This window comes from Lacisediminihabitans sp. (genome assembly GCF_043726815.1).
GTDB lineage: Bacteria > Actinomycetota > Actinomycetes > Actinomycetales > Microbacteriaceae > Lacisediminihabitans.
Map to the genome: position 1 here is coordinate 1 of NZ_JAYSJZ010000087.1, position 13,701 is coordinate 13,701.

The 13,701-nt window shown below is 70.0% G+C and carries 11 protein-coding genes; 8 read left to right on the top strand and 3 right to left on the bottom strand.

Annotated features, from left to right (window positions below; all coding sequences use genetic code 11):
* Nucleotides 1–109: 109 nt before the first annotated feature.
* From ACHZD8_RS13340 to ACHZD8_RS13355, 4 genes are all read left to right on the top strand, one after another.
* Nucleotides 110–976 carry an aldehyde dehydrogenase family protein gene (locus ACHZD8_RS13340; protein ID WP_394770917.1) on the top strand — a complete coding sequence of 289 codons (867 nt, stop codon included), beginning with the start codon at nt 110–112 and terminating at the stop codon, nt 974–976.
* A gap of 437 nt (nt 977–1,413) precedes the next feature.
* Nucleotides 1,414–2,211, top strand: a complete 798-nt coding sequence (locus ACHZD8_RS13345; protein ID WP_394770918.1) for a CAP domain-containing protein — start codon at nt 1,414–1,416, stop codon at nt 2,209–2,211.
* Between the two features lie 77 nt (nt 2,212–2,288).
* Nucleotides 2,289–3,791, top strand: coding sequence for an SDR family oxidoreductase (locus tag ACHZD8_RS13350; RefSeq protein ID WP_394770919.1), 1,503 nt, complete (start codon nt 2,289–2,291; stop codon nt 3,789–3,791).
* Nucleotides 3,792–3,884: 93 nt separating this feature from the next.
* Nucleotides 3,885–4,472 (top strand): GDSL-type esterase/lipase family protein, encoded by a 588-nt coding sequence (locus tag ACHZD8_RS13355; RefSeq protein WP_394770920.1) that lies wholly within the window; start codon nt 3,885–3,887, stop codon nt 4,470–4,472.
* Nucleotides 4,473–4,497: 25 nt separating this feature from the next.
* Here ACHZD8_RS13355 and ACHZD8_RS13360 read toward each other — a convergent pair whose 3' ends face one another.
* Nucleotides 4,498–5,886: a M20/M25/M40 family metallo-hydrolase gene (locus ACHZD8_RS13360; protein ID WP_394770921.1), complete on the bottom strand. Its 1,389-nt coding sequence runs from the start codon at nt 5,884–5,886 to the stop codon at nt 4,498–4,500.
* Between ACHZD8_RS13360 and ACHZD8_RS13365 the strand changes: the two genes are divergently transcribed.
* The 3 genes from ACHZD8_RS13365 (at nt 5,885) to ACHZD8_RS13375 (ending at nt 8,531) form a co-directional block, all read left to right on the top strand.
* Nucleotides 5,885–6,238: a DUF6804 family protein gene (locus ACHZD8_RS13365; protein WP_394770922.1), complete on the top strand. Its 354-nt coding sequence runs from the start codon at nt 5,885–5,887 to the stop codon at nt 6,236–6,238. The genes ACHZD8_RS13360 and ACHZD8_RS13365 overlap by 2 nt on opposite strands.
* Before the next feature lie 145 nt (nt 6,239–6,383).
* Nucleotides 6,384–6,794 carry a hypothetical protein gene (locus ACHZD8_RS13370; protein ID WP_394770923.1) on the top strand — a complete coding sequence of 137 codons (411 nt, stop codon included), beginning with the start codon at nt 6,384–6,386 and terminating at the stop codon, nt 6,792–6,794.
* Between the two features lie 75 nt (nt 6,795–6,869).
* Nucleotides 6,870–8,531, top strand: coding sequence for a stealth family protein (locus ACHZD8_RS13375; protein ID WP_394770924.1), 1,662 nt, complete (start codon nt 6,870–6,872; stop codon nt 8,529–8,531).
* A gap of 291 nt (nt 8,532–8,822) precedes the next feature.
* On the opposite strand, the gene ACHZD8_RS13380 is transcribed toward ACHZD8_RS13375, so the two are convergent.
* On the bottom strand, nt 8,823–9,767 hold the full coding sequence (locus ACHZD8_RS13380; protein WP_394770925.1) for a phosphodiesterase: 945 nt from the start codon (nt 9,765–9,767) through the stop codon (nt 8,823–8,825).
* A 294-nt stretch (nt 9,768–10,061) separates the two neighbouring features.
* Between ACHZD8_RS13380 and ACHZD8_RS13385 the strand changes: the two genes are divergently transcribed.
* Nucleotides 10,062–12,254: a DEAD/DEAH box helicase gene (locus ACHZD8_RS13385; RefSeq protein ID WP_394770926.1), complete on the top strand. Its 2,193-nt coding sequence runs from the start codon at nt 10,062–10,064 to the stop codon at nt 12,252–12,254.
* A 16-nt stretch (nt 12,255–12,270) separates the two neighbouring features.
* On the opposite strand, the gene ACHZD8_RS13390 is transcribed toward ACHZD8_RS13385, so the two are convergent.
* On the bottom strand, nt 12,271–13,674 hold the full coding sequence (locus ACHZD8_RS13390; protein WP_394770927.1) for a phosphotransferase: 1,404 nt from the start codon (nt 13,672–13,674) through the stop codon (nt 12,271–12,273).
* Between the last annotated feature and the right edge of the window lie 27 nt (nt 13,675–13,701).

Here is a 13,701-nt window from a genome sequence, read left to right on the forward strand (position 1 = left end):
GCTACAAGGAGTCCGGCTACGGCCGCGAGGGCGGCCGCCACGGACTCGCCGCCTATCTCGAGTCCGCCGGCTGGGGCAGCCAGACCACGATCGCCAAGGGAGCCACCAAATGAGCCGGATCGCCGTCGCCAAGACCTACAAGCTCTACATCGGGGGCAAGTTCCCCCGCAGCGAGTCCGGGCGGGTCTACGAGGTCTCGACTGCCAAGGGCGCGTTCCTCGCGAACGCGGCTAAGGCATCCCGCAAGGACGCCCGGGATGCGGTGGTCGCCGCCCGCGCGGCGGCCCCCGGCTGGTCTGGAGCCTCCGGGTACAACCGCGGCCAGGTGCTTTACCGCATCGCCGAACTGCTGGAGGGCCGTCGCGCCCAGTTCGTGCAGGAGATCAGCCAGGGTGAGGGAGTGTCGTCCGCCGTCGCCGAGCGGCAGGTGGATGCCGCGATCGACGTCTGGGTCTGGTACGCCGGCTGGGCCGACAAGTACGTTCAGGTCGCCGGTAACGGCAACCCGGTGAGCGGTCCGTATTTCAACATCTCCACCCCGGAGCCGACCGGGGTGGTGGCGATCGTCGCCCCGCAGGAGTCCAGCCTGCTCGGACTGGTGAGCGTCGTGGCACCGGCCCTGGTGAGCGGGAACACCGTCGTGGTGGTCGCGAGCGAGGCGGCGCCGCTGAGCGCCATCAGCCTCTCCGAGGTCCTCGCCACGAGCGACGTGCCCGGCGGCGTCGTCAACGTGCTGACGGGATCGGCGGCCGAGATCGCGCCGTGGCTCGCCAGCCACGCCGACGTCAACGCGATCGACCTGGCCGGGGCCGGAGATCTCGCCGGCGACCAGACCTGGGTCGACCTGCAGATCGCCGCCGCCGAGACGCTCAAGCGTGTGCTTCCGCCCGAGGTCGGCATCCCGGCCCCCTCGGTGGAGCGAGTGACCTTCTTCACCGAGACCAAGACCGTCTGGCACACCAAGGGGCTTCTCTAGCTGCACTGCCCGCCTGTCCCCGCCACTGTGGGGCGCTCCCGTGCCCCTGGGAGGCGTTGTGCAGGACGCGTTGTGCAGGACGGCTCGGGCGTGCAGGGCGCCCACCCCGCAGACTCCAGTTCTGCAGGACGCGTTGTAGAGGACGTTGTGCAGGACGGTGCCGCCGTCCTCGGGTGTCCGCCCCGCAGGCTCCAGGCTGTCCTCCGCAAACTGTCCTGCACACACCGTCCTGCATACACCGTCCTGCATAACCAGAGTCTGCGGGGTGGGCAACCACGCCTCCGGGCCCCGTCCTGTAGACCACGGCCCAACCGATGCGGGCGGCTCCGCCAGAGGGCCGAGAATGTCCGGCCTCCGGCGTCACGCCGCCCGGCATGCGGCGGAGGGCGCCCGGGGCGGCCGCGAGGGGCCCGGTGGCGACGTCCTAGGCTTGTCGGATGCGGAAGCCGAGAATCAGCACCGGGGCGCGCGGCCTCGCGGCCGTGCTGCTCACCGCGACGCTCGCCCTCGTGGGGGTCGGCGCGGTCGGTGTGCAGTCGGCATCGGCGAGCGACGCCGACACCATCGGGTCCCTCGTGAACCAGGCCCGCGCGGCCAACGGGCAGCCCGGGCTGCTGCGCAACGCCGCGATGGATGCGGTGGCCCTGAAGTGGGCGCAGCAGATGGCGGCGTCCAACAGCATGGTGCACAACCCGGACTACAGCGCGCAGATCCCGGCCGGATGGACGCGGGCCGGCGAGAACATCGCGATGGGCCAGCCGACACCGGGCGCGATGCACACGGCGTGGATGAACTCCCCGGGCCACCGGGCGAACATCCTCGGCGACTTCACAGACATCGGCATCGCCTTCATCACCGTGAACGGCGTGACCTGGGGCGTCGAGGATTTCGGCAAGTATCCGGGGCACGTCGGCCCTCCCGCTCCGGTCGCCGCGGCGCCGGCCGCCGCGCCCGCGGCTCCGGCCCCGAAGGCCGCGGCGCCCGCGCCGGCCGCGCTCCCCGCCCCGTCGGTGCCGGCCACACCGAGCGTCGAGCCGACCGCCTCACCGAGTGCCGAGCCGATTGCCGAACCGACCGCCCGGTCTCAGCCGGCTCTCGCGGCGAAGTTGGCCGCCTCGTCCACCCCCTTCCCGTTCGGCTATCTGCTGGGCGGCGTGCTCGTGGTGCTCGGGGTCGCCGGCGGCATCTATGGCCAGGTGCTGCGCCGCCGAGGTCGGCGGCCTCCGGGGAGCTGAGCCCGCACTCTTCCGGCCGCCTGTCAAGGGGTCGGGATTCCTATCCGGTTTTCAGGGGCTGTCCCTAGGCTGGGACGATGGCCAATGGAAAAACAGCTCTCGTGACCGGTGCCACTGGATACATCGGCGGGCGCCTCGTGCCCCGCCTCCTCGCCGCCGGCTACACCGTGCGGGTGCTCGTGCGTGACCCGGGCAAGCTCATCGACGTGCCATGGGCCGACGACGTGCAGGTCATCGCGGGCGACCTCGGCGAGGCGTCGACCCTCGTCCCCGCCCTGGACGGCATCTCCGTGCTCTACTACCTGGTGCACTCGATGGGCGGCAAGGGCGACTTCGAGAAGACCGAGCGCACCGCGGCGACGAACGTGGCTCGCGCCGCCAAGGCGGCCGGCGTCGAGCGGATCGTGTACCTTGGCGGACTCCACCCGGACGGCGAACTGTCCCCGCACCTCCGGTCGCGGGCCGAGGTGGGCAGGATCCTGATGGAGTCCGGCGTGCCGACCGCTGCCCTGCAGGCCGGAGTGGTGATCGGGTCCGGATCGACCTCGTTTGAGATGATCCGCCACCTCACCGACGTGCTCCCGTACATGCCCGCGCCGAAGTGGGTGCGCAACTTCATCCAGCCGATCGCGATCCGCGACGTGCTCTATTACCTCGTCGAGGCCGCCGGGCTCCCGGCCGAAGTCAACCGCACGTTCGACATCGGCGGTCCGGACGTGCTGCGCTACGGCCAGATGATGAACGGCTACGCCCTCGAGGCCGGCCTCAAACAGCGCCCGATCGCCTCCCTGCCCGTGCTCACGCCGTGGCTCGCGTCGCAATGGGTCAATCTCGTGACGCCGATCCCGCGGTCCCTGGCGGTGCCGATCATCGCCTCGCTGCAGTACGACTGCGTCGTTCACGAACACGACATCGAGAAGTACATCCCCGATCCGGAGGGCGGCCTCACACGCTACCGCACGGCGGTCAAGCTGGCGCTCGAACGGATGCGGGACGGCGAGGTCGTCACCAGCTGGCAGAACTCGGCCGTGCGCGGGGCCCCGAGCGACCTGCTGCCGAGCGACCCGGACTGGACGGGCCACACCGTCTACACAGATCTCAAGGAACGGGACACCGACGCCCCGGCCGGCGAGGTGTGGCGCGTGATCGAGGGCATCGGGGGCGACAACGGCTGGTACTCGTTCCCGCTCGCCTGGGCCGTGCGCGGCTGGGCGGACAAGGTCGTGGGGGGAGTGGGACTGCGCCGCGGCCGCCGCAATCCCGACCACCTGAACGCGGGCGACGCCCTCGACTTCTGGCGGGTCGAGGAACTGCGGCGCGGAAGCTTCCTGAGGCTCCGGGCCGAGATGAAGGTGCCAGGCCAGGCCTGGCTCGAACTGAGCGTCACGCCGAACAGCCGGGGCGGGTCCCACTATCGGCAGCGGGCGGTGTTCTTTCCGCAGGGGCTTGCCGGGCGCCTGTATTGGTTCAGCATCCTGCCGTTCCACGGCATCATCTTCAGCGGGATGGCGGACAAGATCACCCAGACCGCCGAGGTGCAGGCAAAGTCTCGGGAGGCCGACGAAACGGTCGCGGCGTGACCTCCCGGCCGAAGGTCCCTAGCGATTCCCAGCCGGGCAGGCGATCATGGAGTAAGTGGTCCTCACTATGACGCGACCTCGGGAGGTCACACAATGACTGAAGAAACCGTACTCTTTCTCGGCGACAGCATGACCCAGGGCGGGGACTGGGCCACCTGGTTTCCCGGCGCCACCACCCTCAATTTCGGTGTTGCCGGCAACAGCACCGAGGACGTGCTGGCGCGTCTGGACACCGTGGTCGCTGCAAAGCCGGACGAGATCGTGCTCCTGATCGGCACCAACGACCTGGGGATGCGACGCAACGTCGAACAGCTCGTGCGCAACATCCAGTCGATTCTGGTCGACCTGCGCCGCGACCTGCCGGGATCTCGCATGCTCGTGCAGTCCGTGCTTCCCCGCGGACGGGAGTTCGCCGACCGCATCCGTGAGGCGAACATCCACCTGCGCCAGTTCGCGCCGACGGTGCACGCTCAGTATCTCGACCTCTGGCCGACGATGGCTCTCGAGGACGGCGAGCTCAACCCGGCGTACTCCGACGATCGCCTGCACCTCAACGCGGCGGGCTACGAGGCGTGGCTGACCGAGCTGCGTCCGGCACTCGAGCGGCTGCGCGATGAGCCGCCGATGAGCCGCCCGATCCAGGCCATCATGTTCGACGAGTACGCGAGGCCGGGTTCCTAGAGGCCGGGATCCTAGTCGACCCGGCTCACAGCCCGGCGATCAGACGGGTGTAGAAGTCGACCCCGCGCAGCAGCGTGGACACCCGCAGCCGCTCGTTTCTGGCGTGCAGGGTGCCACGCTCGGCCGCCGACATCTCGAACGGGCTGAACCGGTAGACACAGTCGCTGATGCGAGTGAAATGACGACTGTCGCTGGCCGCCATCATCACATACGGCGTGACGATCGTGCCGGGGAAGGTCTCGCCGATGGTGCGCCGCACCAACTCCCAGCCCGGTCCGCTGGTCGGGGACACCGGGGACGGCTCGTGGGGATGCTGCACGGCGATTACCACCCGCGGGTCGTGAATGGCGCGGCGAACGTGAGCCACGGCATCCGCGACGCGGGAATCGATCGAGACGCGGATGTTGACGGTGGCGACCGCGCGCTCCGCGAGGGCATTGGCCGCCTGGCTGCCCCGCAGCATGGTCACCGCCTGGGTGGTGCGGATGAGGGCGTTCGTCTCGTCGCTCAACCTCGCGAACAGCGCGAGCAGGATCGGCCTGGTGAGCCACAGGTTGGTGAAGGCGAGGCGCAGCGGCCCCCTCGCGTGCGCCCCGAGGGTGCCGATCATCTCGAGCGTCGGCGCGCTGAAGCCCGCACGGAACGGCCGCCGGTTGAGCCGCACTATCGCCCTCGCGAGCCGGGCGGTCGCAGACAGCCTCGGGGGAGTCGAGGCGTGGCCGCCGTGCTGATCCACGGTGAGGGTGACGGTCAGGATTCCCTTCTCGCTCACTCCAACGACCGCGATCGGCCCGCTGACCCCCGGGAAGACGTCTTCGACGATGGCGCCGCCCTCGTCGATCACGAGGCCGGCCCGGATGCCGCGCGACTGGAGCAGGTCGACGATGGCGCGCGCGCCGGAGCCCTCCGTCTCCTCGTCGTGGCCGAAGCTCAGGTACACGTCGCACCGGGGAGTGCGGCCGGCCAGCACGCTCGCCTCGACCCCCTCGAGCACGGCGACGAGGGCCCCCTTGTCGTCGAGGGTGCCGCGCCCCCAGACGACGCGCTCGTCGCCCTCGCCGGTGACCTCCGCGGAGAACGGCGGATGCTCCCAGCCCTCGTCGGTCGCCGGCACCACGTCGTAGTGGGCCATGAGCACCGTCGGCGGGCCGTCTGTGCTGCCCTTCCAGTGGTAGAGCAGGGAGTGCTCCGCCACGATCTCGAGGCCGAGTTCGCGGTGGGTGGCGGGGTACAGCGAGGGCAGCAGCGTGACGAGGTCGCGGAACGGCGCCCAGTCGGTGTCGGCCGGATCCTGGCGGGAGACCGTGGGAATCCGCACGAGGGCGCGCAGGGCGGCGAGGGCATCCGGCATCCCCCCATCCTCCTGCACGAGGTGCGCCGTCGGCCGCAGGCCGGGGCCCCAGAATAGAGGCATGACTTCCTACCCGACCCCCGAGTTCCGTCGACCGGCGCTCGCGCCCGGCATTCTCGGTGCGATCGTGCTGCTTGCGGGGCTCGCGCTGCTCGACAACGCCGGCGGCTACCTGTTCGTCAGGTTCGGGGTGAGCATCCTCGCCCTGATCCTCTGCGTGTTCGCCTACCAGGCGGCGCAGTGGTGGTGGATCGCGGGGCTCGCGGCCATCGCCGTGGTCTGGAACCCCGTCGTGCCGTTCGAGTTCCACGGCCAGCTCTGGGTCGCCTCCCAGTTCGTGGGGGCGCTCATCTTCGTGGCGGTCGGGCTGCTCGTGAAGGTGAAGAACCCGGAAGACCGCAATCGGCGGCGCTGAGCGGGCCGCCGGCCGACCCGGCGAATTCATAGGCTTTTCCCGGCTGGTGGACGGGCTGCGCTTGCGGCGCCCATAGCGCCGGGGAGCATCGTTGTGCCTGCGAGGCCGCCCAGGCTTCCCGAACAGGCTTCCCGAAGGAGCACCGATGCCCAGCGAACCCACCCAGGACAACACCCCCGACAACGAGACAACCGCCTCGTCCGGCACCGAGGATGCCGCTGTCACGGCCGAGACAAGCGCCGCGCCTGCCGCGCCTGCCGCGCCTGCGCCGACCGCGACTCACCCCGGCTATGCCGCCAGCTCGCCGGCCCCGGCGTCGCGACCGCGTCGAGGACTCGTGATCGCCGGTGCGATCGTGGGCGCCGTGGTCATTCTCGGTGCGACCTTCGGCGGCGGCGTGCTCGTCGGATCGGTCACCCACCACGATGGCCCGTCGATGCGGCAGGCCGACCGCGCCCCCGGCGACGGACAGCGCGGCGACCGGCCCGACCACGGCTTCATGGGACCCCGAGACGGCCAGCAGGGCTCCAACGGTCGGGGCTACCCCGGCAACTGACCGCGGGCGTGTCCGGGGGACGGATTTGCGCTCGTCGGGTGTCCCCGGCGGGAGGAGCTAAAATGGTCCTAGCTAATGTCTCGCGCCGATTCGATCGTCGAGCGATTCGGGCTCGAACGATTGGGCCATACCGTGAACGACATCCAGCCACCAGGCGCTCTTCTCCCCACCGCAAGCCTGTCCCCGGTTCCGAACCGTGCGGACCTCGTGCTCTCGAAGGGTCGACTCGCGATCCGCAACTCGCACCTCACTCCGCGTGAGGCGATGGTCGAGGACCTGCTCTTCATCCGCTCCGTGCTCGGGGCGGCATCGATCGACTTCCTCCTCGTGCGCGGCAACGACGACCGTCCCCTGATCGCCGTGGAATGGCGCGACCGCAAGCGGCTGAGGGCGGCACTCGCCGAGGCCTGCGCGGACGAACCGTTCTACTCGAAGCCCGCCGACGGGGCCAAGGGGGTTCCGGTGCTGCTGGCCGACGGCCGGCTGTCCATGGACTCCACGCAGCGCGCGTTCACCCTCTTCCGCCCGCGAGTCACCGAGAGCGGCGGTCTTCGCTACGGCGCACGCACCGGCGTGCGACTCGAGCTCTGGCGCACGGGGAGCGACACGATCACCGCGCCGGCCGAGAACGCGCTCATGCGCACCGTGCTCCCGCGCACCGAGGCGGTCCCCGCCACAGTCGAGCTCTACGGCCGGAGCTGGCCGACCCTGGCCGGCATGTTCGAGCCGCAGGCGAGCGACATCACCTTCGACATCGACATCGTCTTCTCCTGGGTGGATGGAGCGGCGATCGAGTGGCAGCGCGCCCGCGCCAGGCGCATGAAGAGCTACGTGGTGGGCGAGGGCGACGACTCGCACGCCCGCTTCCGCCAGCTCGACGAGCTGAAGTACGCCCTGCGTTCGGTGAACCTGTTCGCCCCGTGGATCCGAAACGTCTACATCGTCACCGACTCGCCGCGCCCCGAGTGGCTCGCCGAACATCCGAGGGTCACCATCGTGCCGAGCGAGGAGTTCTTCGCGGACACGTCGGTGCTGCCGACCCACAATTCCCATGCCGTCGAGAGCCAGCTCCACAACATCCCGGGTCTCAGCGAGCACTTCCTCTACTCCAACGACGACATGTTCTTCGGTCGCGCCGTCACGCCGGACATGTTCTTCTCGCCCGGCGGGGTCACCAAGTTCATCGAGGCGACGACGCGGATCGGGCTCGGGTCGAGCAACCTCGAGCGGAGCGGGTTCGAGAACGCGGCTCGCGTGAATCGCGCGGCGCTCAAGGACCGCTTCGGCAAGACCATCACCCGGCACCTCGAGCACACGGCGGCACCGCTGCGCAAGTCGGTGATGCGGGAGCTGGAGCTGGAGTTCCCGGCGGAGTTCGCGCGCACCGCCGCGAGCACCTTCCGATCGGCCACCGACGTGTCGGTCACCAATTCCCTGTACCACTACTACGCCCTCATGACGGGCCGCGCAGTGCTCCAGACGCAGGCGAGGGTGCGCTACGTCGACACGACCATGCGCTCGGGACTCTCCGACATGAAGCGGCTGCTCAGGCGGCGTGACATCGACCTGTTCTGCCTCAACGACGGCAGCTTCCCGGAGCTCACGGTGGAGGAGCGGGCGGATGCCATCCGCGAGTTCCTGGATGCGTACTACCCGATCGTCGCCCCGTGGGAGCGCCCGGTTGCCTCGGAAGAGACCTCCAGCCCCGACCTCTCCGCGGACGCCGCAAACGTCTAGGGCTTCTGGCCGGGGTTAGCCCCGCCCTCTGGGTCTACGTCTACCGGGCACGTTCATTCCCCTCGCGGCGGGAGTCGTGGCAGTCCGTGGCGGGGAAATGTGCTCGCGGAGGGAGTAGTGCCTCCCGCCGCGACGTAGTTTCCCCGCCGCGAGGTGGGGCGGGCGTGGAGTTCTCCCGCCGCGATGCGATAGCTACCGCCGCGAGGCGGCAGGCCGCGCGGCGGTAGGCAGCGCCAGGCGCCGGACGGCAGCGGGAGGCGCCAGGCAGCCCCGGCCGCAGACGGCGGAAGGCTAGACGGTCGCGAGCTCGCGCGTCGGCGGATGCAATTCCTCGTCCGGGGGCACCGGGCCGTTGACCCGGGGCGGGATGGTGACGTTCTCGTCGGCGAGGATCTGCGCCGTCTCCGCCGCGCTCACGAACGACACCGGAGCGTACTGCCCGATCGGCACGACGGAGTGCAGAACCGTGTTCTCGTACACGTGCACGAGGTTGAAGGACTGGGCGCCGTCCTGGCTGCGCGTTCCGCCCACCGGCACGTTGAGGTCCTGGGTGTAGCAGGTCGCCGAGGCGACCGAGACGGGGACGCCGGCGAAGGTGGACGTCGTGGAATAGTGCAGGTGGCCGGCGATGATGCTCCGCACATCCGAACCGCGCACCACCTCGGCGAGGCCGTCCTGCTCGCGGAGCTCCACGAGCACGGCGAGGTCGAGCACGCTGGGCACCGGAGGGTGGTGCATCGCCAGGATGGTGCCGTGCGGGGAGGGCGAGGCGAGTTCCTCGGCGAGCCAGTCGAGCTGCGAGTCGGACACGAGCCCGTGGTGATGGCCGGGAACCGTGGTGTCCAGGGCGATGATGCGAAGTCCGTTGATGTCGTGCACCCGGTCGACCGGGGTCGTGGTGGGAAACTGCCCGAGCAGCCCGCTGCGGAAGTGGCCGCGGTCGTCGTGGTTTCCCATCACCCAGACGACCCGCGAGCCGAGCCGTGCCGCCGCCGGCTCCACGATCGCCCGCAGCTTGGCGTAGGCCTCCGGGTCGCCCTTGTCGGCCAGGTCGCCGGTGAAGACGATCGCCTCCGGGCGGGAACCGGATGCCTCGAGATCTGCGAAGAGGGAGCGAAGGTGGGATTCGCTGTCGACCGCGCCGTACAGTGGGCCGTCCCCGGCGACGAAATGCGTGTCGCTCATGTGGACTATGAAGTGATCGGGCCTAGGAAACTGGGCCGTATAACCGGTCATGTAGCAATCACACCACTCCAAACTGGCCAGTGGGTGAACGGTGTACGGCGATCCGCACCCCAATACGCGGGGTGCCGCGCGTGCGCGAATCGCGATTTCGGGCCTAAACTGGCCTGAGCACTCGACGAAACCCATCATCGTCTCGACCTCGGCACCCGAGTCACTCTCGGTACCGATCTGCTCGAGCCCGGTGTAGTCGAGTCAGGATTCGGCGCCTGGCAACTCGGCAGCAGGTCCCTCATCGGGAGGGACCAGGCCTTCGTCAGCCATGGTGCCCATAGATGCGGGAGAAGCATGGCTCGGTCCGGCCAGGGTCAGTCGGGGCAAGGCAAGTCGACGGGGAGAAAGCAAGCCTCCACGCGAAAGCCGGCCCAACGCCAGACGACACAGCGCGCATCGTCGCGCCGTTCGAGGGGGGCGGATGACGCCGGGGTGATCCCGGTGCTCGCCCGCGCCGTGCGCGAGGTCGAGGGCGCCACCGAACGTGGCAAGGTCGGGCCGACCAACCGCACCAAGTTCCAGGTGATCGCGCTGCTCATGCGCGAGGAGCGTGCGAGGGCGAAGACCGACAAGGAACTCACCGACGCCGAACGCACCGAGACCCTCAAGCGCCTCGACGGCGTGGCCACAATCCTCGCCAAGACCGCCGCCCGCGACACCTCTCTCATCCAGCTTCTCGCCGAAGAGACGGCCGTGACGGATGCCGCGCGCACCCTCAGGCGGGACATGCTGATCGCCGCGGGCGTCGAGCTGTCCCCGGACGAGCTGCTCATCGTGCGCGAGCCGGAGCCCGTGGCGGCGGCCGCCGAACGCGCCGTCGTGCCCCAGTCCGTGATCGCCCGGCAGCTCTCCAACCCGTTCCTCGCCCCGGACTTCAGCCAGCCGGTCAAGTCGGCACCGGTCGCCCGCCGACTCGCCAACTGGGAACTCCTCGAGCCGCTCTTCCGTGCCTTCGAGTACGGATCCGGCGGCAACGTCGCGAGCATGGAACTTCCGGAGCCGACGGCCGCCGACCGCAGGGTGCCGGACGGCCTCGAACTCTTCCACCACCAGGCCGAATTCGTCGCCAGCGCGAGGGTGGGCCACCGCGCCTACCTCCTCGCCGACGAGCCGGGACTGGGCAAGACCGCGCAGGCGCTGCTCGCCGCGCAGGTCACCAACTCGTACCCGCTCCTCGTCGTGGTGCCGAACGTGGTCAAGATGAACTGGGCGCGGGAGGTCGAGCTCTGGACGCCGAAGCGTTCGGCCACGGTCATCCACGGCTCGGGGGAGAACCTCGACGCGTTCGCGGATGTCGTGATCGTCAACTACGACGTGCTCGACCGTCACATCGGCTGGCTCGGCACCCTCGGGTTCAAGGGGATGGTCGTCGACGAGGCGCACTTCATCAAGAACCGCGACTCGCAGCGCTCCAAGCACGTGCTGGCGCTGGCCAAGAGCATCCGGAGCCGTTCGCCTCGCGCCCTGATGATCGCCCTCACCGGAACGCCGCTCATCAACACGATCGAGGACTTCCGCGCGATCTGGCAGTTCCTCGGCTGGATCGACGGCGAGAAGCCGACGGCCGAGCTCATGGAACACCTCGAAGACAACGGGCTCACCCCGGCCGACTTCGGGTTCTTCGCCGAGGCCCGCCAGACGGTGATCGACATGGGGATCGTGCGCCGCAAGAAGATCGACGTGGCTGCCGACCTGCCGGCCAAGCGCATCGCCGACCTCCCGGTGGAGCTCGACGACGACCTCGGCCGCTCGATCCGGCAGGCGGAGCACGAGCTCGGCATCCGGCTGCTCGCGCGCTACACCGCGCTGCTCAAGGCCCGTTCCGAGACCTCGGACACCGCTCACCCCGAGCTCGTGCGCATGGTCGCGAAGGCCGAGCTCGAGGAGTCGAAGGCGGCGAAGACGGGAGAGAACGTCTTCACCATGGTCCGCAAGATCGGCCAGGCCAAGGCGGTGCTCGCCGCGGACTACACGGCGCAGCTCGCCCGCTCGGTGGGCAAGGTCGTCTTCTTCGCCAAGCACATCGACGTGATGGATGCCGCGGAGGAGACGCTCGCCAAGCGCGGTCTCAAGACGGTCTCGATCCGGGGCGACCAGACGGCCGCCTTCCGGCAGGCGCAGGTCGACGCGTTCAACAACGACCCGGCGGTCTCCGTCGTGGTGGCCTCGCTCACCGCGGCCGGCGTCGGGCTCAACCTGCAGGCGGCGTCGAACGTCGTGCTCGCCGAGCTGAGCTGGACCAGCGCCGAGCAGACCCAGGCGATCGACCGGGTGCACCGCATCGGCCAGGAGGAGCCCGTGACCGCGTGGCGCATCATCGCGTCGCAGACCATCGACGCGAAGATCGCCGAACTCATCGACAGCAAGGCCGGCCTCGCGGCCCGGGCCCTCGACGGGGACGACTCGGAGATCGCCGCGGAGTCCAGCGTTCAGCTCGACGCACTCGTGCACCTGCTCGAGCGGGCCATCGGGGAGTCGGCCGCCTGACCCCCGGGCGCGGCGGTCAGGACTGCGTGGCGCGTTCGACGAGCCTCGTGATCGCGTCGCGGGGGATCGACAGCCAGGCCGGCCGGTTGCGCGCCTCGTAGACCGCCTCGTAGAGCGCCTTGTCGATCTCGAACGCGTCGAGCACGGCGCGGTGGGCGCGCAGGTCGCGGCCCGAGCGCTCGATGTAGCCGTCGAGGAAGGCGCGACGGCAGGCGAGCGCCCAGTCCGTCACCGACCGCCCAGGCTGGCTGAGGGCGATCGAGCCGGCGACGTAGTCGAAGGAGCGCAGCATGCCGGCGACATCGCGAAGCGGGATGTCCGGCAGCGATCGCTCGGTCATCGGTCGCAGCGGTTCGCCCTCGAAGTCGAGCACGACCCAGCCGCGTCCGGGAACCGCGAGCACCTGGCCGAGGTGGAAGTCGCCGTGGATGCGCTGCAGCGGCGGCCACGGGCTCGACGCCGCGCGCACGTAGACCTCTCGCAGCGCCTCACGGTAGACGGCGAGGCTCGGAACCTGGGCCGCCGCCATCTCGAACCGCTCGCGCATGTTCGAGACGACCTGCACGATGTCGGCCGGGGTGGTGGCTCGCGACGGCAGGGCCGTGGCGAGGGTGCGGTGCATCTCCGCGGTCGTCTCGCCGAGCGCCCTCGAGGGGCCGGTGAAGTCCTCGCCGACGTCGGCGGCCCTCAGGGTCACCCGCCAGGCATCCTCCACTCCGGGCAGGAACTCCTCGGCGAAGGCGAGGTGGCCGGTCGCGAGGCCGTGGGGTTTCCCGCTGTCCCGCCACTGGCCGGTGAGGTGGCCGATCACGCGCGGCGCGACCGTCGAACCGGCGGTGCCGAGGGCCTCGGTGAGCACGACATCCGGATTGTCGCCGTCGTGCAGCGCCCGGAAGAGCTTGCAGATGACGGGGGAGCCCGGGCCGTCGCCGCGCAGGGCGGTCTCGTAGACGATCGAGGTGTTCGACTGTTCGCCGCCGAGCACTCGGGACGACACGACCTCGAGGCCGTCCCCGTACGGATAGCGATGGCCGCGGGCGGCGAGGCGGCCCGAGGTGCGGGGATCCTGCACCTCGCGTTCGTCGAGCACCAGCCTGAGCAGGGCGGTGGCGTAGGCCGGGTCGAATGGTCCGTCGTAGACGTGGGTGGACCCCGACTCGTCGACACGGGTGGCGACGAGGCCACGCTCGCCGCCGGGGAGGGGCGTTCGGCGCTCCGTGAGCGGAACCTGGTAGAGCACCGGATTGGCGGCGTGGTCGAGGATCAGGTGGACGCGAACCGAGACCTCCCCGGGCGAACCCCCCGACACGTCATCGAGCTCGAATCCGCCGATGTCCTCGAATTGCGGTGCTCGCCCCTTGCCGGCGTACCAGCGCTGGGTAACGATCCACGCCTCAAGGTAGTCGGGGATCCCGTTCACGTGCACCTCCATGGGCAAGCGGTCGAT